The following is a 21,549-nucleotide window of genomic DNA, read 5'->3' as shown; positions in this document are numbered from 1 at the left end:
TGAGGGCGGGCGATTCTGCATGAGGCGCGAGGGGTGAAGACGGGGTGACCGAAAAATCAGATTTCCCCTACTTGAAACTTCGATCTCCCCTTCAAAAATCGGCGCATTCGACTACAGACTTTTCCTTCAGAAAAATCGCAGGCAATAAAAAACGGCCCGCTTCCTTTAGGACGCGGGCCGTTTTCTGGTGAGTCTCAGCTCATTCCCATCACTTGTTCAGATGGAAATCCTTCTCGGCCGCTTCAAAACGCTGAACCATACCGGCGCTCGGCTGGCCCATCAGGCTGACGAAGTAGATCGCCAGGCTGGCGAAGATGAAGCCCGGAATGATTTCGTACAGACCCAGCAGTTCGAAATGCTTCCACACGATCACGGTGATCGCGCCGACCAGGATGCCGGCCAGTGCGCCGTCACGGGTCATTTTCTTCCAGATCACCGAGATCAGCACGACCGGACCGAAGGCTGCACCGAAACCGGCCCAGGCGTAGGACACCAGACCCAGCACACGGTTGTCCGGGTTGGCGGCCATCGCGATGGCGATCAGTGCAACCAGCAGCACCATGGCGCGACCGACCCATACCAGTTCGACTTGCGAAGCGGATTTACGCAGGAAAGCCTTGTAGAAGTCTTCGGTCAGGGCGCTCGAGCACACCAGCAACTGGCAGCTCAGGGTGCTCATCACCGCCGCGAGAATAGCCGACAACAGCACGCCTGCAATCCACGGGTTGAACAGGATTTTCGCCAGTTCGATGAACACACGCTCGTGGTTTTCGGTCACTGGACCTGCCACCTCCGGGTGCGCCGAGAAGTAAGCGATACCGAAGAAGCCCACGGCCACGGTACCGCCCAGGCACAGGATCATCCAGGTCATGGAGATGCGACGGGCGTTGGCGATGGATTTCACCGAATCAGCGGCCATGAAGCGCGCCAGGATGTGCGGCTGACCGAAGTAGCCCAGACCCCAACCCATCAGCGAGATGATGCCGATGAAAGTGGTGCCCTTGAGCATGTCGAAGTTGCTCGGGTCCTGTGCTTCGATCGCCAGGAACGTGGTGTCGACACCGCCGGTAGCCAGCAGCACGATGATCGGCGTCAGCAGCAGGGCGAAGATCATCAGGGTGGCTTGTACGGTGTCGGTCCAGCTCACCGCGAGGAAACCGCCGACGAAGGTGTAGGCAATCGTCGCCGCAGCACCGGCCCACAGCGCTGTCTCGTAGGACATGCCGAAGGTGCTTTCGAACAGACGGGCACCGGCCACGATGCCGGAAGCGCAGTAGATGGTGAAGAACACCAGAATCACCACTGCCGAAATGATCCGCAGCAGACCGCTCTTGTCTTCGAAACGGCTGGAGAAGTAGTCCGGCAGGGTCAGTGCATCGCCGTTGTGCTCGGTCTGAACACGCAGACGACCGGCGACGAACAGCCAGTTCAGGTAGGCACCGACGATCAGGCCGATGGCGATCCAGCTTTCGGACAGGCCGGACATGTAGATGGCGCCCGGCAGGCCCATCAGCAACCAGCCGCTCATGTCGGAAGCGCCGGCGGACAATGCCGTCACCACGCTGCCGAGGCTGCGGCCACCCAGAATATAGTCAGAAAGGTTGTTGGTGGAGCGATAGGCCATGAAGCCGATCAGCACCATTGCTGCGATGTAGATCACGAACGTGATCAGGGTTGGATTGCTTGCGCTCATTACGTACGTGCCCTGGCTTTGTTTTTATGTAGCGGCGGCGGTTGCACCGTTTGCAGACTGACGCCTGACAGACGATTCGCACGGCCGCGCATTTATGACCAATGTTTCCCCAGGAAAGCCATTGGCCGGTGCGTCGGGTTTCCCCGGTTGCACCTTGGGCGCGAATCCTATGCAACAAAGCAAAACAGGTGCAACCAGTTTCTTGAGAATTAGTTGCACCCAGTCGGATTTATCCTACGGAAGTGGTTTTTTGCTCCCTTTTAACGCAGTCGCACAGCTTTTCTAGAAGCAAAAGCACCAAGCAAGAGCAGCACTTTCGTACCAGAAATTATTTCCTGACGAGCTGCAGAATATTCCGACAAAAAAGGGTTGCACCCGGTTGCACCTGTTTCGGCTCGCGGCTAATCTTGCCGCCAGCTGTTGTCGCGCAACTGCGGCACCTATGAGGATAAAAATATGGCTACCACCACCCTTGGGGTCAAACTTGACGACCCGACCCGCGAACGCCTGAAGGCCGCCGCAACCTCGATTGATCGCACACCGCACTGGCTGATCAAGCAGGCAATTTTCAATTACCTGGAAAAACTCGAGGGTGGTGCAACCCTGACCGAGCTGAACGGTTTGACCGCCAAGGACGCCGACGACGCGGGCGAAGTCCATACCGATCACGCTCACCAATGCTTCCTCGAATTCGCCGAAAGCATCCTGCCGCAATCGGTGCTGCGCGCCTCGATCACCGCCGCTTACCGACGCCCCGAGCCGGAAGTGGTGCCGATGCTGATCGAGCAGGCGCGCCTGCCGGCGCCGATGGCCGAAGCCACCAACAAACTCGCCGCAACCATCGCGGAAAAACTGCGTAACCAGAAGAGTGCCGGCGGTCGTGCAGGTATTGTTCAGGGCCTGTTGCAGGAATTTTCCCTGTCGTCCCAGGAAGGCGTGGCGCTGATGTGCCTGGCCGAAGCACTGCTGCGGATCCCGGACAAAGGCACTCGCGATGCGCTGATCCGCGACAAGATCAGCAACGGCAACTGGCAGCCGCACTTGGGCAACAGCCCGTCGCTGTTCGTCAACGCGGCGACCTGGGGTCTGCTGCTGACCGGCAAACTGGTTTCCACTCACAACGAAGCCGGCCTGACTTCGTCCCTGAGCCGCATCATCGGCAAGAGCGGCGAGCCGATGATCCGCAAGGGCGTCGACATGGCCATGCGCCTGATGGGCGAGCAGTTCGTTACCGGCGAAACCATCGCCGAAGCCCTGGCCAACGCGAGCAAGTTCGAAGCCAAGGGTTTCCGCTATTCCTACGACATGCTCGGTGAAGCGGCGCTGACCGAACACGACGCCCAGAAGTACCTGGCCTCGTACGAACAAGCCATTCACTCGATCGGCAAAGCGTCCCACGGCCGTGGGATTTATGAAGGTCCGGGCATCTCGATCAAGCTGTCGGCCCTGCACCCGCGTTACAGCCGTGCCCAGTACGAGCGCGTGATGGACGAGCTGTACCCGCGCCTGCTGTCGCTGACCCTGCTGGCCAAGCAATACGACATCGGCCTGAACATCGACGCCGAAGAAGCCGACCGCCTGGAGCTGTCGCTGGATCTGCTCGAGCGTCTGTGCTTCGAGCCGCAACTGACCGGCTGGAACGGCATCGGTTTCGTGATCCAGGCCTACCAGAAGCGTTGCCCGTACGTGATCGACTACGTGATCGACCTGGCTCGCCGCAGCCGTCATCGCCTGATGATCCGTCTGGTGAAAGGCGCGTACTGGGACAGCGAAATCAAGCGCGCCCAGGTCGAAGGCCTGGAAGGCTATCCGGTCTACACCCGCAAGGTGTACACCGACGTTTCCTACATCGCCTGCGCCCGCAAACTGTTGTCGGTGCCGGAAGTCATTTACCCGCAGTTCGCTACGCACAACGCCCACACCCTGTCGGCGATTTATCACATTGCCGGTCAGAACTATTACCCGGGCCAGTACGAATTCCAGTGCCTGCACGGCATGGGCGAACCGTTGTACGAACAGGTTGTAGGCAAGGTTTCCGAAGGCAAGCTGAACCGTCCGTGCCGCGTGTACGCTCCGGTCGGCACCCACGAAACCCTGCTGGCGTACCTCGTACGTCGTCTGCTGGAAAACGGTGCCAACACCTCGTTCGTCAACCGCATCGCCGACCAGTCGATTTCGATTCAGGAGCTGGTGGCCGATCCGGTGGCACAGATCGAGCAGATGGCGACCGTGGAAGGTGGTTTCGGCCTGCCGCACCCGCGCATCCCGCTGCCGCGTGACCTGTATGGCTCCGAGCGCGCCAACTCTGCCGGCATCGACATGGCCAACGAACATCGTCTGGCGTCGCTGTCCTGCGCCCTGCTGGCCACCGCGCACAACAACTGGAAAGCCGCGCCGATGCTCGGTTGCGCCTCCAGCAACGAAGCGCCGGCACCGGTGCTGAACCCGTCCGATCTGCGTGACGTGGTCGGCCATGTGCAGGAAGCCACGGTCGAAGACGTCGACAACGCCATTCAATGCGCCCTGAACGCCGCACCGATCTGGCAGGCCACCCCGCCGGCCGAACGTGCCGCGATTCTGGAACGTGCCGCTGACTTGATGGAAGGCGAGATCCAGCCGCTGATGGGCCTGCTGGCCCGCGAAGCCGGCAAGACCTTCGCCAACGCCATCGCCGAAGTCCGCGAAGCCGTCGATTTCCTGCGTTATTACGCGGTGCAGGCACGCAACGATTTCAGCAACGACGCCCACCGCCCACTGGGCCCGGTGGTGTGCATCAGCCCATGGAACTTCCCGCTGGCGATCTTCAGCGGCCAGGTTGCCGCGGCACTGGCCGCCGGTAACCCGGTGCTGGCCAAACCGGCCGAACAGACTCCGCTGGTCGCCGCACAAGCCGTACGCCTGCTGCTCGAAGCCGGGATTCCGGAAGGCGTGCTGCAACTGCTGCCGGGTCGCGGTGAAACCGTCGGCGCCGGTCTGATCGGCGATGAACGCGTCAAAGGCGTGATGTTCACCGGCTCCACCGAAGTCGCGCGTCTGCTGCAACGCAACATCGCCGGTCGCCTCGACAACCAGGGCCGTCCGATTCCGCTGATCGCCGAAACCGGCGGCCAGAACGCGATGATCGTCGACTCTTCGGCACTGACCGAACAGGTGGTGATCGACGTGGTGTCGTCGGCCTTCGACAGCGCCGGTCAGCGTTGCTCGGCCCTGCGCGTCCTGTGCTTGCAGGAAGATTCCGCTGATCGCGTCATCGAAATGCTTAAAGGTGCGATGGCTGAAAGCCGTCTCGGCAACCCGGAGCGCCTGTCCGTGGACATCGGCCCGGTGATCGACGCCGAAGCCAAGGCCGGCATCGAGAAGCACATCCAGGGCATGCGCGACAAAGGTCGCAACGTGTACCAGGTGGCTATTGCCGATACCGAGGAAGTCAAACGCGGCACCTTCGTCATGCCGACCCTGATCGAGCTGGAAAGCTTCGACGAACTGCAACGCGAGATCTTCGGCCCGGTGCTGCACGTGGTGCGCTACAAGCGTAAAGAGATCGACCAGTTGATCGCCCAGATCAACGCCTCCGGTTACGGCCTGACCCTCGGCGTGCACACCCGCATCGACGAGACCATCGCCAAGGTGATCGACAACGTCAACGCCGGTAACGTCTACGTCAACCGCAACATCGTGGGTGCCGTGGTCGGCGTCCAGCCATTCGGTGGTGAAGGCCTGTCGGGTACTGGCCCGAAAGCCGGTGGCCCGCTGTACCTGTACCGTCTGCTGTCGACGCGTCCTACCGATGCCATCGAACAATCCTTCGCTCGCGCTGATGCTGCCGTGGCGCCGGACGTTCGTCTGCGCGACGCCATGAGCAAACCGCTGACCGCTCTGAAAGCCTGGGCCGACAGCAACAAGTTCGCCGACCTGAGCACCCTGTGCGTGCAGTACGCGGCGCAGTCGCAAAGCGGTATCACCCGCGTACTGGCCGGCCCGACCGGCGAGAAGAACAGCTACGCGATCCTGCCGCGCGAGCACGTGCTGTGCCTGGCGGACATCGAAGGTGATCTGCTGACCCAACTCGCTGCAGTACTGGCGGTAGGCGGTTCGGCAGTCTGGCCGGAATTCGACACCAGCAAGGCATTGTTCGCACGCCTGCCGAAGGAAATTCAGGCGCGAATCAAACTGGTTTCCGACTGGAACAAGGACGACGTGGTGTTCGACGCGGTTCTGCATCACGGCCATTCCGACCAGTTGCGTGCGGTCTGCCAGCAGATCGCCAAGCGTGCCGGCGCCATCGTCGGGGTTCAGGGCCTGTCCCAGGGCGAGACCAACATTGCGCTGGAGCGTCTGGTGATCGAGCGTGCGTTGAGCGTCAACACCGCGGCAGCAGGCGGCAACGCCAGTCTGATGACCATCGGTTAATCAGCAACTCTGTCAGCAACATAAAAATGGGCGCCCTCACCGGCGCCCATTTTTTTGGCCTCTCCATCACCGTTATCAATCTTCCTGTTCAGCCTTTATTCGCACGCCTAGACTCGGCTCATTCCAAAAAAAGGTAGGCCGCCATGTCCGAGACGCTGCTCAGTTCCCGCAATCTGGCTTTCGAGCTGTACGAAGTCCTCGATGCCGAGGGCCTGACCCGGCGCGAGCGGTTTGCCGAGCACAACCGCGAAACCTTCGATGCCGCCATCGGCACGGCGCGCAACATCGCCGAGAAGTACTTCGCACCGCACAACCGCAAGGGCGACGAGAACGAGCCGCGCTACGAGAACGGTCAGGCAATTCTGATTCCCGAGGTGAAACCGGCGGTGGATGCGTTCCTCGAAGCCGGATTCCTCAACGCGGCGCGCAGTTTCGACGCCGGCGGCATGCAACTTCCCACACTGTTGTCCCAGGCCTGCTTCGCCCACTTCCAGTCAGCCAACGCGGCGTCGACCTCCTATCCGTTCCTGACCATGGGTGCGGCCAACCTGATCGAAAGTTTCGGCACCGAAGAGCAGAAGCAACGCTTCCTGCAACCGATGATCGACGGCCGTTTCTTCGGCACCATGGCCCTGACCGAGCCCCATGCCGGTTCGTCGCTGTCGGATATTCGTACCCGCGCCGAGCCTGCGTCCGACGGCACTTATCGCCTCAAGGGCAACAAGATCTTCATCTCCGGCGGTGACCACCCGCTCTCGGAAAACATCGTGCACATGGTGCTGGCCAAGCTGCCGGACGCGCCGGCCGGGGTGAAAGGTATTTCACTGTTCATCGTGCCGAAGTTTCTGGTCAACGATGACGGCAGCCTGGGCAAGCGCAACGACGTGCTGCTGGCCGGGCTGTTCCACAAGATGGGCTGGCGCGGAACGACGTCTACGGCGCTGAACTTCGGCGATAACGGTGAGTGCGTCGGTTATCTGGTGGGCAAGCCGCATCACGGCTTGAGCTACATGTTCCAGATGATGAACGAAGCTCGGATCGGTGTCGGCATGGGCGCGGTGATGCTCGGTTACGCCGGTTACCTGTACTCGCTGGAATACGCCCGCGAACGGCCGCAGGGTCGGGTGCCGGACAGCAAGGACCCGACGACGGCGCCGGTGGCGATCATTCAGCACGCGGACGTCAGACGCATGCTGCTGACACAGAAATCCTACGTTGAAGGGGCGTTCGATCTCGGTCTGTATGCGGCGCGCCTGTTCGATGACACCACCACGCTGGAGATCGAAGCCGAGCGCAAACAGGCTCACGAGCTATTGGATTTGCTGACGCCGATCGTCAAATCCTGGCCGTCCGAGTTCTGCCTGAAGGCCAACGAACTGGCGATCCAGATTCTCGGCGGCCACGGTTACACCCGCGAATACCCGGTGGAGCAGTACTACCGCGACAATCGCCTGAACCCGATCCACGAAGGCACTCACGGCATTCAGTCGCTGGACTTGCTGGGACGCAAACTGGCGCAGAACGGTGGTGCCGGGCTCAAGCAACTGATTCGCCTGATCGCCAACACCGCCGAGCGCGCAGTCCCGTACGAATCCTTGACCGCACTGCGTGAGCCGTTGGAGAAACTGGTGGCGCGCTTGCAGAGCGTGACCATTGGTCTGCTGACCGACCTGGCTCAGGGCAAGGTCAACAGCAGCCTGGCGAACTCGGCGTTGTACCTGAAGGTGTTCGGGCATGCGGTGATTGGCTGGCGCTGGCTGGAGCAGGCGATTCGGGCGGAGGAAGGGTTGGCCAAAGGCAATGCGGCGGATGCCGACTTCTATAAGGGCAAGTTGCAGGCGGCGCGGTATTTCCTGACGTGGGAAGTGCCGGGCTGCCAGCATGAGCTGACGTTGCTGGAGGCGCGGGATGATACGTGTCTGGCAATGCAGGATGCGTGGTTCTGATCCCACGGTGATCGTTAGCGATCGTTCCCACGCAGAGCGTGGGAACGATCAATCTGACGACACATCAGCTCAACTTGAACCCACCCATCTGCCGCGCCAGATCATCCGCCAGCCGCTGCAACATCTGACAATCCTCACGACACGCCCGAACCTCCCCCGCCGTCGCCCGGGCCAGATCGGAAATGCCCTGTACGTTGCGGTTGATCTCCTCGGTCACCGCCGACTGCTCCTCAGTCGCTGTCGCCACCTGATGGTTCATGTCGCTGATGCGCTCGACCTGCCCGGTAATCGCCGTCAAAGACGCCCCGGTACGCTGGCTCGATTCGACTCCGGTACCCGTCGCGGCCTGCCCGGTGCGCATCGATGACACCGCATTCTCCGCGCCCTGTTTAAGGCTGCCGATCATCTGCTGAATCTCGTCGGTAGACGCCTGAGTCCGGCGCGCCAATGTCCGCACCTCGTCGGCCACCACTGCAAAACCACGCCCCATATCGCCGGCTCGAGCAGCCTCGATGGCAGCGTTCAACGCCAGCAGGTTGGTCTGCTCGGACACCCCGCGAATCACCGCCAGCACCTGATCGATCGACGCCACTTGATGCGCCAGCTCACCCACCGCGCCCGCCGCGACGCCAATTTCATCGGACATGCTTTCTATATGGCGAATCGAGCCGCCGACCACTTCCCGCGCCTGCATCGCTTCATCGCGGGCGGTTTGCGAGGCGAGTGCCGCATTACCGGCGTTCTGGGCGATTTCCTGCACGGTCAGGCCCATTTCGTGGACGGCGGTGGCAACCATGTCGGTCATTTCCTGCTGGCGGCCGGAGCGCTCGGCGGTGTTATCCACAACCCTGGCCACCTGGCCCACGGCAACGCGCAGACGCACGCTGGTGGTCAGCACTTCGCCGATCATCCCGCGCTGGCTGTCGAGGAAACGGTTGAAGCCCCGGGCGAGGTCGCCCAGTTCATCGGCGCGGCTGGAATCTAACCGATGAGTCAAATCTCCACCACCGCTACCGATTGCTACCAATGCAGCTGTTACCTGACGAATCGGTCGCACCAAGCCCTGGGCCAGCCAGATCACCAGCGCCAGGCAAACCAGCGCCACCGCCAGACCGATGCCGCTGCTCATCCACATCGCCCGGCGGGCTTCGGCGTAGATCTGCGACTGTGGCACTTCGGCCACCAGGGTCCAGCCGAGATCGCGCAAAGGCAGGCTGAAGGCGAGGAAGTCTTCGCCGTCGCGCTGGAAGCTGCTGTTGGCGGCCACTGTATGACCCATGACCGCTTGTGCTGCTGAGCCGCCGATCTGCTCGCTCAAGGTGCGTTTGCCGCTGAACTGTGCTTCGGGATGGACCTGGATAAGACCGTCGGAACGCACGAGATAGACCTTCCCGCGCTCGCCGAAGCTGAAGTTGTGAATCAGCTCCGACAGCTCTTTCATGCTCAGCCCGAGCCCCGCGACACCGACCACTTTGCCGGCCTGCTCCACCTTCAAATCGATGAACAGCGCCAGCTCTCCGGTGGCCCCGTCGTTGTCGATGTTCAAGGTTCGCGGCTGATTGCTGTCGAGGAAGGAGTAGAACCACGCATCGGCCGGTTTGGATCGGCTGAGGGTGCGATCCAGGCCTTTTTCGGTGATGTAGTGATTGGATTCAGTGCCGATGATCAGCGCGGTAAACGCCTTGTGTTCGGCGCGGATGCCTTCCAGATACTGCGCGAAGCCCGGCGTTTTGGCGGAGTCTTCACCATTGGCCAGCCAGTCGCGGACCATCGTGTTACTGGCGATGTCCTTGGCGGCGGTGAGGGGTTGAACGAGGATTCGTTCGATGTCGTTGCGCGTCGCTTCGATGCTCGACGGCAGCGCCTGTTCGACCAGATAGCTCTGGGCGAGGCGGTTGACCACCAGGGTATAAATGCCAACCACGATCAGAATGCTGACCAGCAGGGCGGTGCCCATGCCGAGGATCAACTGCCATTGAATACTGCGACGCCAGAACTGCATGGAGCACCCCCAAAGAATAGGAGGCTGAAACACTGCAACAGCCGTGCCGATTGTATACATTCCGGCTGACAATATCGCTTTAGTATTGTACTGATTCGCATATTTCATCGTGAGTACATTCGCTACCGCTAATTCGCAGAAACACTGTACATACAAACATCCTGTCAGATATGACAGGTTACAAATTCAAATGCCATTTTATAATTAAGTAACTTGAATCAGTGCACAACATCACTTTCAAGTTATCTCCTATTTTTAGACAGGCATAACTAAAAAAATTAAAGGAAATTCTTTATGAGCATTGAAGTAGTAATCAATAAAGCAATCAACAACTCAACAAATAGTTATGAGGAAGTTATTCTCCCCCCAAAAAAAGCCGAGCTATTCATGAATATAGGAGATGAAATGCTATTCTCGGATGGAACGAACCATCGCATCTATAGAAAAATGTATACTCAGGTGAATGATCAGTTCGATTTTAAAATCTCAGTCTGGACGGCGATTCTGCTTTAATAAGCCAGGAGTCCCTCAGGGGACTCCATTATTAACCTATACTAAAAACTTCAGAACTTAATAAATCATCCAGCCATTTAATCTATAACCAATTAATTTCTATCTATTGCTTTGGCAATAGTCTCGACCGTGGCGCTGACTTGCTCTTGGTAACGCTCGAGTTCCTGCTGGTGCTGCTTCTTCATTTCAATCTGCTGCGAGCACAGATTCATCGCCGCCAATACCAGCAGGCGATCGCCGATCAGCGTCGGGTATTTGCGCTTGGTGTCGGCCAGTGCGGCCTTGAGCATCAATGCGGCGTCCAGCAGGGTCTGTTCTTCCCCGGCTGGTGCCTTGATCGAATAGTCCTCCCCCAGGATGGAGATGACTTTTACCCCTGCTGTGCCGTGGTTCATGCGCTGACAGGACCTGCGTTGACGCGATCAACCAGCGCCTGGATGCGCGCGGCGGTGGCACCGTGCTTTTCTTCCTGTTCCATCAGGCTCAGTTGCAGGCTTTCGTTTTCATCCTTGGCCTGGGCCAGTTCCGTGGACAGGGTCTGGTTGGTTTCCGACAGGGCCTGGTTCTGTTGCACCAGATCACTGACGAGCTGTTCCAATTGGCTGAGGGATGCTTCCAACATTTTGATCTTCCAGGGCTTTTTCAAAGGGCGCGTACGATAAAGAAAAGTCGTCGTTGACGCCAGGGTTAAACCGGCGCAAGGCCTTGATTTTCCTGGCGGCTCGACCGTTCTTGCGAGTGCTAGAGACTGTGATCTGCCGATCTGGTTCCTGCACTTCGTCGCCCGACGCCCCATGCGACAAATACGCACACCACCTCAAGACTTTAGTCGTATGACCGATAAGTCACCCAACAGCAGTCTCAGCCCGCACGGATGCGGCCCTTCCCTGGTATCCGCCTCCATGTCCCTTCGCAATATGAATATCGCCCCCCGGGCGTTCACCGGTTTCGCCCTGATCGGCGGCCTGATGCTGACTCTTGGTGTGTTCGCCCTGAATCAGATGAGCAAGATCCGCGCAGCGGGCGAAGATATCGCCACCGCCAGCGTGCCTTCGATCAAGGCTCTGGATGAGTTCACCCAACTCACGTTGCGTCTTCGAGTGCTGTCCTATCGCCTGCTGATCAACCGTGAAGCAGACGTACAGCAGAAAACCATCGAGCTGTTCGATTTGCGCAACCGGCAGATCGCCGACGCGCAACGCGCCTACGAGCCGCTGATCGATGGCCCGCAGGAACGCGCGGCTTACGATCAGTACGTGCAGTTGCTGGCGCAGTACCGTCAGCTCGAAGACCGCATGAAGACTCTGTCGCGCAACAATCAGGTCAACGAACTGCGGCAGATGCTCAACACCGAGTTGCTCGCCAATTCCGAAGCGGTGAATACCGCTCTCGCGCGTTTGCTGGAGATCAACACCCAACAGATCGCCGAGACCAATCAGGGCGCCACGGATCAGTATTCGATGTCGTTCAATCTGGTGGTGACCCTGCTGGTGATCGCCACCGGTCTGACCTTGCTGTTCGCCTGGCTGTTGACCAGCAGCATCACCAAACCGATCGCCAAGGCGCTGGATGCAGCGGAAACCATCGCCGAAGGCAACCTGACCCAGCCGATCCACGTGGACGGCACCGACGAAGCCGGGCGCCTGCTGGCGGCCATGGCCAAGATGCAGTCGAAGCTGCGCGACACCCTGCAGCGGATTTCCGGCTCGGCCACCCAACTGGCCTCCGCCGCCGAAGAGCTGAACAGCGTCACCGACGAAAGCGCCCGAGGCCTGACCCAGCAGAACAACGAAATCGAGCAGGCCGCCACCGCCGTCAACGAAATGACCAGCGCCGTGGAAGAAGTTGCGCGCAACGCGGTCAGCACCTCGGAAGCCTCGAAGAACGCCACCACCTCCGCCGGCGACGGCCGCGATCTGGTGCAGGAAACCGTCAGCGCCATCGAACGCATGAGCGCCGACGTGCAGAGCACCGCCACCCTGATCGGCGATCTGGCCAACGAATCCCGTGACATCGGCAAGGTGCTGGACGTGATCCGTGGCCTGGCCGACCAGACCAACCTGCTGGCGCTCAACGCTGCAATTGAGGCGGCCCGCGCCGGTGAAGCCGGTCGTGGATTTGCGGTGGTCGCCGACGAAGTTCGCGCCCTGGCGCACCGCACCCAGCAGTCGACCAGCGAAATCGAGCGCATGATCGGCAGCATCCAGAGCGGCACCGAACACGCCGTGGATTCGATGCGCAACAGCACCGAGCGCGCCGAATCGACCCTGAACATCGCCCGTGGCGCGGGTCTGTCGCTGGACACGATCAACACGGCCATCGTTGAAATCAACGAGCGCAACCTGGTGATCGCCAGCGCCGCCGAAGAGCAGGCGCAAGTGGCGCGGGAAGTGGATCGCAACCTGGTGAACATCCGCGATCTGTCGGTGCAATCGGCAACCGGCGCGAATCAGACCAGTGCGGCCAGTAATGAGCTGTCGCGCCTGGCGCTGGATCTGAACAATATGGTTGGGCGGTTTAGCCTGTAATTTTGAGATCAAGATCAAAAGCCCCCCTCACCCCAGCCCTCCCGAAACGTCGGACCGCCCCCAAGGGGGCGAGGGGGAAGGGAGCAGATCGGGGGGCTTTTCAGATCGTGAGTTCGACTCGCAATTGCAAGTCGGTGCAACTCGCATAAACGCCGCGATCAGTCCCCTCTCCCTCCGGGAGAGGGTTAGGGTGAGGGCAGCGGTCTGAAGCCAGGCACAACCGCTAATGACTCCGCCGCAAAAACCTTTTTGACAGCATCACATTTCAACAGGTTAGAATCGCTGGCACGCAGACTGCATGGTCAGTTTGTGCCCGTCTTTCCGCTTCTGGAGTACTGCCTTTGAATGCGACGACCATCAACAGCCTGTTCTTGATCGGCGCGTTGCTGGTAGGCGCAAGCATTCTTGTCAGCTCCCTGTCTTCCCGTCTCGGCATCCCGATTCTGGTGATCATTCTCGCGGTCGGCATGAGTGCCGGGGTCGATGGCGGCGGCATCATTTTCGATAACTACCCGACGGCCTATCTGGTCGGCAACCTCGCACTGGCAGTGATCCTGCTCGACGGTGGCTTGCGCACCCGGGTGTCCAGTTTCCGCGTGGCGTTGTGGCCGGCCTTGTCGCTGGCCACGGTCGGTGTCCTTATCACCACCGGGCTCACCGGCATGGCTGCCGCGTGGCTGTTTGATCTCAATCTGATCCAAGGCCTGCTGATCGGCGCCATCGTCGGTTCCACGGACGCCGCGGCGGTGTTCTCGCTGCTCGGCGGCAAGGGCCTGAACGAACGGGTGACCGCCAGCCTGGAAATCGAATCCGGCAGCAACGACCCGATGGCGGTGTTCCTCACCGTGACCCTGATCGACATGCTCGCCAGCGGCCAGACCGGTCTGCACTGGAGCCTGCTGACCCACCTGATCCGCGAGTTTGGCATTGGCGGTGTGATCGGCCTGGGTGGCGGCTGGCTGATGCTGCAACTGGTCAACCGGATCAACCTGGCCACCGGTCTGTATCCGATTCTGGTGATCGCCGGCGGTCTGGTGGTGTTCGCCCTGACCAACGCCCTGCACGGCAGCGGCTTCCTTGCTGTGTACCTGTGCGGTCTGGTGATCGGCAACCGCCCGGTGCGCAGCCGTCACGGCATTCTGCACATGCTCGACGGCATGGCGTGGCTGGCGCAGATCGGCATGTTCCTGGTGCTTGGTTTGCTGGTCACTCCGCATGATCTGCTGCCGATCGCCTTGCCTGCGCTGGGCCTGGCGCTGTGGATGATCCTGTTCGCACGGCCGCTATCGGTGCTGGTCGGGCTGCTGCCGTTCAAGGCCTTCCATGGCCGCGAAAAGGCGTTCATTTCCTGGGTCGGCCTGCGTGGCGCGGTGCCGATCATTCTGGCGGTGTTCCCGCTGATGGCCGGGCTGCCGAATGCGCAGCTGTACTTCAACCTCGCGTTCTTCATCGTGCTGGTGTCGCTGCTGGTGCAGGGCACGAGCCTGCCGTGGGTCGCCAAGCTGCTCAAGGTGACGGTACCGCCGGAGCCGGCGCCGATTTCCCGCGCCGCCCTCGAAGTGCACGTCACCAGCGAGTGGGAACTGTTCGTTTACAAGCTCGGCGCGGAAAAATGGTGCATCGGTTCGCCCCTGCGCGAACTGAAAATGCCCGAAGGCACCCGTATCGCAGCCCTGTTTCGCGGCCAGCAACTGCTCCATCCGTCGGGTAGTACGGTGCTGGAAGTCGATGATTTGCTGTGTGTTATCGGCCATGAGCACAACCTGCCGGCCCTCGGAAAACTGTTCAGCCAGGCGCCGCAACGCGGCCTCGATCTGCGCTTCTTCGGCGACTTCGTACTCGAAGGAGATGCCCAGCTCAAAGCGGTTGCCGCCCTGTACGGCCTGCCTGCCGAAGGCATCGATCCGGACATGACCCTGGGCCACTTCATTGCCCAGAAAGTCGGCGGTGCACCGATCGTTGGCGACCAGGTGGAATGGAACAACACCCACTGGACGGTTGCGGTCATGGACGGGAACAAGATCGGCAAAGTGGGCGTCAGATTCCCCGAAGGAAGTCGCCCGGGCCCCGGGCTCTTCCTCTAAACTGCGTCCACTCTCACTTGCTTGACCGGTCTCTATGCCTACCCTGCGCTCCTTTTTCGTCGCGGCCCTGCTGGGCCTGAGTCTCACTGTCGGCCCGCTGCAGGCCGCCGAACCGCCGTCCAGCGACGCCGTGCAGGCCAGCCTGGACAAACTCACCGACAGCAAACTGCCCGAAGCCGACAAGAAGGCCCTGCAGACGGTCCTGCAAAACACGCTGAACCAGCTCAACAACCGGCGTGACTACGAGCAGAAGCTGATCGACCTCAAGCAGCAACTGGCCACTGCGCCGAAGCAGACCATCGAGAATTCGCGCGAACTGACCCGTCTCAAGGCCAGCGCCGTGGTACCGGTAGCGCAGCGCTTCCCCAAGGAAAACATCCAGCAGCTGGAGCAGATGCTCACCGAGCGCTCGACCCAGCAAAGCGATCTGCAAAAGGCCCTCGCCGACGCCAACAGCCTGATCATCACCGCCCAGACCCGCCCCGAGCGCGCCCAGGCCGAGATTTCCAGCAGCCAGACGCGCATCCAGCAGATCAACAACATCCTCAAGACCGGCAAGGACGCCGGCAAGACCGTCAGCGCCGAGCAGCGCGACCTGCTCAACGCCGAGCTGGCCGCTCTGAACGCGCTGATCCCGCTGCGCCGTCAGGAACTGGCCGGCAACAACCAATTGCAGGATCTGGGCAACAGTCAGCATGACCTGCTCTCGGAAAAGTCCGACCGTCTGGATCGCGAGATCCAGGAACTGCAAACCCTGATCAACCAGAAGCGTCTGACCCTGTCGCAGGAAACCGTGACGCAGCAGTCGATCGAGGCCCAAAAGTCCGGCAGCAGCGCCCTGCTCGCCACGGAAAGCGCGGCCAACCTCAAGCTCTCCGACTACCTGCTCAAAAGCACCGACCGTCTCAACGAACTGACCCAGCAGAACCTGCAGACCAAGCAGCAACTGGACAGCGTGACCCAGAGCGATTCGGCCCTCGACGAGCAGATCAACGTGCTCAAGGGCAGCCTGCTGCTGTCGAAGATTCTCTATAAGCAGAAGCAAGCGCTGCCGCGCCTCAAGGTCGACCGCGACCTCGCGGACCAGATCGCCGACATTCGCCTGTACCAGTTCGAAATCAATCAACAACGTGAACAGCTGAGCAATCCGGCGACTTACGTCGACAACCTGCTGTCCACTCAGCCGCCGGAGCAAGTCACGCCACAACTGCGCAAGAGTCTGCTGGAGCTGGCCAACACCCGTGTCGATCTGCTGGAACGGCTGAGCCGCGAACTGAGCGCGATGCTCAACGAATCGATCACCCTGCAACTGAACCAGAAACAACTGCTGAGCACCGCGCAAAGCCTGCGCGCGACCCTTGACGAGCAGATGTTCTGGATTCCGAGCAACAAGCCGCTGGACACCGAATGGATGCGCGGCGTGCCGGAGCGTCTGAAGCGTCAGATCGACACGTTGCCGCTGGCCTCGAGCCTCAGTGAACTGACCGACGGCCTGACCCAGCGACCGCTGTTGTTCCTGCCGCTGGCGCTGCTGATCGGCGCGCTGCTGTGGCGGCGCAAGCAACTGTATTCGCGCCTGAACAAGGTTCACCAGGACATCGGCCACTTCAAGCGTGACAGCCAGTGGCATACGCCGCAGGCGATCCTGATCAATATTCTGCTGGCGATGCCGGTGGCGCTGGGCCTGGCTCTGTGCGGGCTGGCGTTGCAGATCGACGCCCGCGGGCAGAATGCCAACATGGGCGCGGCGCTGCTGCAAATGGCCCAGGCGTGGCTGGTGTTCTACACCGCTTACCGGATCCTCGCGCCGGGCGGCGTGGCCGAACTGCATTTCCGCTGGGAAAAACCGCAGGTCGAATTTCTGCAAGGCTGGGTGCGTCGCCTCGGCCTGGTGGTCATGGCGCTGGTGGCGGTGGTGGCGGTTGCCGAACTGCAACCGGCGGCGCTGGCCGACGATGTACTGGGCATGCCGGTGGTGCTGACCTGCTATGCGCTGATGGCGTGGCTGCTCAGCCGCCTGCTGATCAGCAGCCCGACCCACGAAAACGCCTCGCTGTTCCGCAAGGCCGTGGGCGTGATGTTCACCCTGCTGCCCATCGCGCTGTTCGTCGCCGTGTGCTTCGGCTACTACTACACCGCACTGAAACTCAGCGACCGCTTGATCAACACCCTGTACCTGCTGATGTTCTGGCTGGTGATCGAAGCCACTTTCGTCCGTGGACTCGCGGTTGCGGCACGCCGTCTGGCCTACCAGCGCGCCCTGGCCAAACGTCAGGCCGCGAAAGAAGCCGGCGACGGCGAAGCGGTGATTGAAGAGCCGACCCTGGACATCGAAAAGGTCAACGAACAGTCCCTGCGCCTGATCCGTCTGGCGCTGCTTGGCGGTTTCATCGCCGCGCTGTACTGGGTCTGGGCCGACCTGATCACCGTGTTCTCGTACCTCGACAACATCACCCTCTACGAATACACCAGCGGCACCGGCGCCAACATGAGCATGGTGCCGATCAGCATCGGCGACATGCTCGGCGCGCTGATCATCATCGGCATCACCTTTGCGCTCGCCCGCAACTTGCCGGGCCTGCTTGAAGTGTTTGTGCTATCGAAACTCAATCTGGCCCAGGGCAGTGCCTACGCGACCACGACGCTACTGTCGTACGTGATCGCCGGGGTCGGTTTCGTCTCGACCCTGTCGACCCTCGGCGTGAGCTGGGACAAGTTGCAATGGCTGGTGGCGGCGCTGTCGGTCGGCCTCGGTTTCGGCATGCAGGAGATCTTCGCGAACTTCATCTCCGGCATCATGATCCTGTTCGAGCGCCCGGTGCGGATCGGCGACACCATCACCATCGGCAACCTGTCGGGCACGGTGAGCAAGATCCGCATCCGCGCCACGACCATCACCGACTTCGACCGCAAGGACATCATTGTCCCGAACAAGACGTTCATCACCGGGCAACTGATCAACTGGTCGCTGACCGACACCATCACCCGGGTGACCCTGAAACTGGGCGTCGATTACGGTTCGGATCTGGATCTAGTCAAGGAACTGCTGCTCAAGGCCGCCCGGGAAAACCCGCGCGTGCTCAAGGAGCCCGAGCCGCATGTGTACTTCCTCAACTTCGGCGAAAGCACCCTCGACCACGAATTGCGCATGCATGTGCGTGATCTCGGCGACCGCAACCCGGTGCTCGATGAGGTCAACCGCTTCATCAACCGCGAGTTCAAGAAGCAGCACATCAACATCTCGTTCCGCCAGATGGAGGTTTACCTGAAGAACCTCCACGGCCAGGAATACAAGATGGTGCCGATCGAACCGGAAACCAAAACCATCGTGCCCGTCAGCGACGACCAGAAACCGTTGCAGGAACCGCCGCCGGCCAAACTCGACTAACCCGGCTAATCCCAGCAGAATGCTCGGACATTCTGCTGGAGCCGGTCCTTGAAAGCCCTCGACGAACTGACCTTCGACAACCGCTTCGCCCGCCTGGGCGATGCGTTCTCGGCCCACGTGCTGCCCGAACCGATCGACAATCCGCGACTGGTGGTTGCCAGCCCGGCGGCCCTGGCGCTGCTGGATCTCGACCCGGCAGTGGCCGACACCCAGGAATTTGCCGAATTGTTCGGCGGCCACAAGCTATGGGCCGACGCCGAGCCGCGGGCGATGGTCTATTCCGGACATCAGTTCGGCGGCTACACCCCGCAACTAGGCGATGGGCGCGGATTGTTGCTGGGCGAGGTCTACAACGCCGCCGGCGAGCACTGGGACTTGCATCTGAAGGGCGCCGGGCAGACACCGTTCTCGCGCATGGGCGACGGTCGCGCGGTGCTGCGTTCGTCGATCCGCGAGTTTCTCGCTTCCGAAGCGCTGCATGCGCTGAACATCCCGTCTTCACGCGCCGCCTGCGTGATCGGCTCCGACACCCCGGTCTGGCGCGAGAAACAGGAACGCGCCGCGATGGTGCTGCGCCTGGCGCCGAGCCACATCCGTTTCGGCCACTTCGAATACTTCTATTACACCAAGCGCCCCGAACAGCAGAAGCTGCTCGGCGAACACGTGTTGGCGATGCACTACCCCGAGTGTTTGGAACAGCCGGAACCGTATCTGGCGATGTTCCGCGAAATCGTCGAGCGCAACGCCGAACTGATTGCCAAGTGGCAGGCGTACGGCTTCTGCCACGGGGTGATGAACACCGACAACATGTCGATCCTCGGCATCACCTTTGACTTCGGCCCGTTCGCCTTCCTCGACGATTTCGACGCGAACTTCATTTGCAACCACTCCGACGATCAGGGCCGCTACTCCTTCAGCAATCAGGTGCCGGTCGGCCAGTGGAACCTCAGCGCCCTGGCCCAGGCCCTCACGCCGTTCATCAGCGTCGAAGCCCTGCGCGAAACCCTAGGCCTGTACCTGCCACTGTTCCAGGCGCACTACCTCGACCTGATGCGCCGCCGCCTCGGCTTCACCACCGCCGAGGACGACGACCAGATGCTCCTGGAACAACTGCTGCAACTGATGCAGAACAGCGGCGTCGACTACACGCTGTTCTTCCGCCGACTGGGCGAAGAGTCAGCCAAGCAGGCCGTCGCTCGCCTGCGCGATGACTTCGTCGATATCAAGGGTTTCGATGCCTGGGGCGAGCGCTATGTCGCCCGTGTCGCACGCGAAGGCGCGACCGATCAGGAACAGCGCCGTGCGCGCATGCATGCGGTGAATCCGCTGTACATCCTGCGCAATTACCTGGCGCAGAAGGCAATCGATGCTGCCGAGCAGGGTGACTATTCAGAAGTGCGCAGATTGCATGCGGTGCTGAGCAATCCATTCGAGGAACAGCCCGGAATGGAGAGTTACGCGGAACGTCCGCCGGAGTGGGGCAAGCATTTGGAGATCAGTTGTTCGTCGTAAGCGGGAACGACTGAACCTTGATAATCGATCCGTACGGCTCCAGATCAGTCGTACGATCCCGTTTTATTCACCGAGCCGATCATGACCGACCCACTCCTCATCCCCTGCCCCTCCTGCAACGGCCTCAACCGCATCCCCGCCGAGCGCCTCAACGACCACCCGAAGTGCGGGCGCTGCAAGTCCGAGGTGCTGTTGAACAAGCCGTTCGAACTCAAGCAAGGCGATTACGCCAGTCAGATCAAGGGCGATCTGCCGTTACTGGTGGACGTATGGGCGGACTGGTGTGGGCCGTGCAAGTCGTTTGCGCCGGTGTTCGAGCAGGCGGCTGCGCAGTTGGCAGGCAAGTGCCGGCTGGCCAAGCTGGACAGCGAGGCCAATCAGCAGTTGTCGGCGCAGTTGGGGATTCGTTCGATTCCGAGCCTGATTCTGTTGCGCAACGGCCGGGAAGTGGCCCGTCAGAGCGGGGCCTTCCCGTTGCCGCAGTTGATGGCCTGGCTGCGCAGCCAGGGCATCTGACGAGGCCTCAGGCGTCTTCGAGCAGGTTGTGCAGTTCGACGAACTGCTGCGTCAGCTTGTGCCGTGGATCGAGGTGGATCAGCGGCATGCTGGCCTGATGCGATTCGCGCATGCGCACTGAACTGGCGAGGTAGACCGGCAGCACCGGCAGGCCCTCGGCGATCAGTTCGTCGAGGATCTGCTGCGGCAGGCTGGCTCGGGCCTGGAACTGGTTGACCACAATGCCTTCAACTTCCAGGCCTTCGTTGTGGTCTTCCTTCAACTCGTCGATCTCGGCGATCAGACCGTACAGGGCCTGACGCGAGAAGCTGTCGCAGTCGAAGGGAATCAGTACCCGATCGGCGGCAATCAGGGCCGAGACCGCATAGAAATTCAGCGCCGGCGGCGTATCCAGATAGATCCGGTCGTAATCTTCCGACAACTCGTCGAGCAGCTTTCGCAGCTTGTTGATCTTGTGCTTGGCCTCAAGCTTGGGCTGCAGGTCAGCCAGCTCGGCGGTGGCGGTGATGATGTGCAGGTTGTCGAACGGCGTTTCGTAGATATCCGCCTGGTTCTTTTTCGAGAACGGCCCGGAAGACAGGGTCTGCTTGAAGAAATCGGCAATGCCCATCGGAATGTCATCACCCGTGAGCCCGGTCAGATACTGAGTGGAATTGGCCTGGGCATCAAGGTCGACCAACAGCGTGCGATAACCCTCGCTGGCGCTTACCGCCGCCAGATTGCAGGCAATGCTGGATTTGCCTACGCCACCTTTCTGATTGAACACCACGCGCCGCATGACAAAACCTCCGTGTATCAAAGAATGACCGAGTGTAGTGGTGCCCGGTGCCGGTTCGCTACCTCGATGGACGCGGACTACAAAGTCAGGCGCCAATCTCCCAATGAATACGGCGCAAAGACACCCGTTGATCGCCGATTCGCCTGACAGACAGACACCCGGCAATCTGGATAATGGCC

The 21,549-nt window shown here is 60.8% G+C and carries 13 protein-coding genes and 2 pseudogenes; 9 read left to right on the top strand and 6 right to left on the bottom strand.

Translation table 11 applies throughout. The annotated features are described in order from the left end of the window. Positions 1 to 208: 208 nt before the first annotated feature. Positions 209 to 1,693 carry a sodium/proline symporter PutP gene (putP, locus tag JKA62_RS07505; RefSeq protein WP_011332119.1) on the bottom strand — a complete coding sequence of 495 codons (1,485 nt, stop codon included), beginning with the start codon at positions 1,691 to 1,693 and terminating at the stop codon, positions 209 to 211. Between the two features lie 456 nt (positions 1,694 to 2,149). On the opposite strand from putP, the gene putA reads away from it, so the two are divergent. Continuing rightward, the gene (gene putA, locus JKA62_RS07500) at positions 2,150 to 6,103 is read left to right on the top strand and encodes a trifunctional transcriptional regulator/proline dehydrogenase/L-glutamate gamma-semialdehyde dehydrogenase (RefSeq protein ID WP_201817162.1); all 3,954 of its coding nucleotides are present in this window, start codon (positions 2,150 to 2,152) and stop codon (positions 6,101 to 6,103) included. A 143-nt stretch (positions 6,104 to 6,246) separates the two neighbouring features. After that, entirely contained in the window at positions 6,247 to 8,049 is a 1,803-nt protein-coding gene (locus JKA62_RS07495; RefSeq protein WP_011332117.1) for an acyl-CoA dehydrogenase, read from the top strand. Positions 8,050 to 8,113: 64 nt separating this feature from the next. Here JKA62_RS07495 and JKA62_RS29215 read toward each other — a convergent pair whose 3' ends face one another. Both JKA62_RS29215 and JKA62_RS29210 read right to left on the bottom strand, forming a co-directional pair. Beyond that, on the bottom strand, positions 8,114 to 8,845 hold the full coding sequence (locus JKA62_RS29215; RefSeq protein WP_425273009.1) for a methyl-accepting chemotaxis protein: 732 nt from the start codon (positions 8,843 to 8,845) through the stop codon (positions 8,114 to 8,116). Positions 8,846 to 8,980: 135 nt separating this feature from the next. After that, a pseudogene (locus tag JKA62_RS29210) lies at positions 8,981 to 10,006 on the bottom strand (cache domain-containing protein); the annotation flags it as partial. Positions 10,007 to 10,345: 339 nt separating this feature from the next. Between JKA62_RS29210 and JKA62_RS07485 the strand changes: the two are divergent. Further along, positions 10,346 to 10,564 carry a hypothetical protein gene (locus JKA62_RS07485; protein ID WP_201817153.1) on the top strand — a complete coding sequence of 73 codons (219 nt, stop codon included), beginning with the start codon at positions 10,346 to 10,348 and terminating at the stop codon, positions 10,562 to 10,564. Between the two features lie 92 nt (positions 10,565 to 10,656). Here JKA62_RS07485 and JKA62_RS07480 read toward each other — a convergent pair whose 3' ends face one another. Both JKA62_RS07480 and JKA62_RS07475 read right to left on the bottom strand, forming a co-directional pair. Continuing rightward, positions 10,657 to 10,959, bottom strand: coding sequence for a cell division protein ZapA (locus JKA62_RS07480; RefSeq protein ID WP_201817150.1), 303 nt, complete (start codon positions 10,957 to 10,959; stop codon positions 10,657 to 10,659). Then, on the bottom strand, positions 10,956 to 11,186 hold the full coding sequence (locus JKA62_RS07475; protein WP_011332114.1) for a hypothetical protein: 231 nt from the start codon (positions 11,184 to 11,186) through the stop codon (positions 10,956 to 10,958). The genes JKA62_RS07480 and JKA62_RS07475 overlap by 4 nt, the downstream gene beginning before the upstream one ends. Positions 11,187 to 11,358: 172 nt before the next feature. Between JKA62_RS07475 and JKA62_RS29205 the strand changes: the two are divergent. The 6 genes and pseudogenes from JKA62_RS29205 to trxC form a co-directional block, all read left to right on the top strand. Further along, positions 11,359 to 12,237 (top strand): annotated as a pseudogene (locus JKA62_RS29205) (MCP four helix bundle domain-containing protein); the annotation flags it as partial. Continuing rightward, complete coding sequence (locus JKA62_RS29200; RefSeq protein ID WP_371850982.1) at positions 12,220 to 13,092, top strand: methyl-accepting chemotaxis protein; 873 nt, start codon at positions 12,220 to 12,222, stop codon at positions 13,090 to 13,092. The pseudogene JKA62_RS29205 and the gene JKA62_RS29200, both read left to right, overlap by 18 nt. Before the next feature lie 341 nt (positions 13,093 to 13,433). Beyond that, positions 13,434 to 15,176: a potassium/proton antiporter gene (locus tag JKA62_RS07465; protein WP_011332112.1), complete on the top strand. Its 1,743-nt coding sequence runs from the start codon at positions 13,434 to 13,436 to the stop codon at positions 15,174 to 15,176. A 34-nt stretch (positions 15,177 to 15,210) separates the two neighbouring features. Then, positions 15,211 to 18,564 carry a mechanosensitive channel MscK gene (gene mscK / locus JKA62_RS07460; RefSeq protein WP_201817144.1) on the top strand — a complete coding sequence of 1,118 codons (3,354 nt, stop codon included), beginning with the start codon at positions 15,211 to 15,213 and terminating at the stop codon, positions 18,562 to 18,564. A 48-nt stretch (positions 18,565 to 18,612) separates the two neighbouring features. After that, positions 18,613 to 20,076, top strand: coding sequence for a protein adenylyltransferase SelO (gene selO / locus JKA62_RS07455; protein WP_201817142.1), 1,464 nt, complete (start codon positions 18,613 to 18,615; stop codon positions 20,074 to 20,076). An 81-nt stretch (positions 20,077 to 20,157) separates the two neighbouring features. Further along, a complete protein-coding gene (trxC, locus tag JKA62_RS07450; RefSeq protein WP_011332109.1) occupies positions 20,158 to 20,592 on the top strand; it encodes a thioredoxin TrxC in 435 nt (144 codons plus the stop codon). A 7-nt stretch (positions 20,593 to 20,599) separates the two neighbouring features. On the opposite strand, the gene JKA62_RS07445 is transcribed toward trxC, so the two are convergent. Then, positions 20,600 to 21,370: a ParA family protein gene (locus tag JKA62_RS07445; protein ID WP_064382864.1), complete on the bottom strand. Its 771-nt coding sequence runs from the start codon at positions 21,368 to 21,370 to the stop codon at positions 20,600 to 20,602. Positions 21,371 to 21,549: the final 179 nt, after the last annotated feature.

The sequence above is a fragment of the Pseudomonas sp. B7 genome, from assembly GCF_016735645.1.
Lineage (GTDB): Bacteria > Pseudomonadota > Gammaproteobacteria > Pseudomonadales > Pseudomonadaceae > Aquipseudomonas > Aquipseudomonas glycinae.
The sequence above is the reverse complement of the archived record's forward strand: the minus strand, read 5'-3'. Positions and strand labels throughout refer to the sequence as shown.

Excerpts from the sequence above, each read along its gene's own strand:
- putP (WP_011332119.1), bottom strand. The coding sequence starts at position 1,693 with ATGAGCGCAAGCAATCCAACCCTGATCACGTTCGTGATCTACATCGCA.
- putA (WP_201817162.1), top strand. The coding sequence starts at position 2,150 with ATGGCTACCACCACCCTTGGGGTCAAACTTGACGACCCGACCCGCGAA.
- JKA62_RS07495 (WP_011332117.1), top strand. The coding sequence starts at position 6,247 with ATGTCCGAGACGCTGCTCAGTTCCCGCAATCTGGCTTTCGAGCTGTAC.
- JKA62_RS29215 (WP_425273009.1), bottom strand. The coding sequence starts at position 8,845 with ATGGTTGCCACCGCCGTCCACGAAATGGGCCTGACCGTGCAGGAAATC.
- JKA62_RS07485 (WP_201817153.1), top strand. The coding sequence starts at position 10,346 with ATGAGCATTGAAGTAGTAATCAATAAAGCAATCAACAACTCAACAAAT.
- JKA62_RS07480 (WP_201817150.1), bottom strand. The coding sequence starts at position 10,959 with ATGAACCACGGCACAGCAGGGGTAAAAGTCATCTCCATCCTGGGGGAG.
- JKA62_RS07475 (WP_011332114.1), bottom strand. The coding sequence starts at position 11,186 with ATGTTGGAAGCATCCCTCAGCCAATTGGAACAGCTCGTCAGTGATCTG.
- JKA62_RS29200 (WP_371850982.1), top strand. The coding sequence starts at position 12,220 with ATGGCCAAGATGCAGTCGAAGCTGCGCGACACCCTGCAGCGGATTTCC.
- mscK (WP_201817144.1), top strand. The coding sequence starts at position 15,211 with ATGCCTACCCTGCGCTCCTTTTTCGTCGCGGCCCTGCTGGGCCTGAGT.
- trxC (WP_011332109.1), top strand. The coding sequence starts at position 20,158 with ATGACCGACCCACTCCTCATCCCCTGCCCCTCCTGCAACGGCCTCAAC.
- JKA62_RS07445 (WP_064382864.1), bottom strand. The coding sequence starts at position 21,370 with ATGCGGCGCGTGGTGTTCAATCAGAAAGGTGGCGTAGGCAAATCCAGC.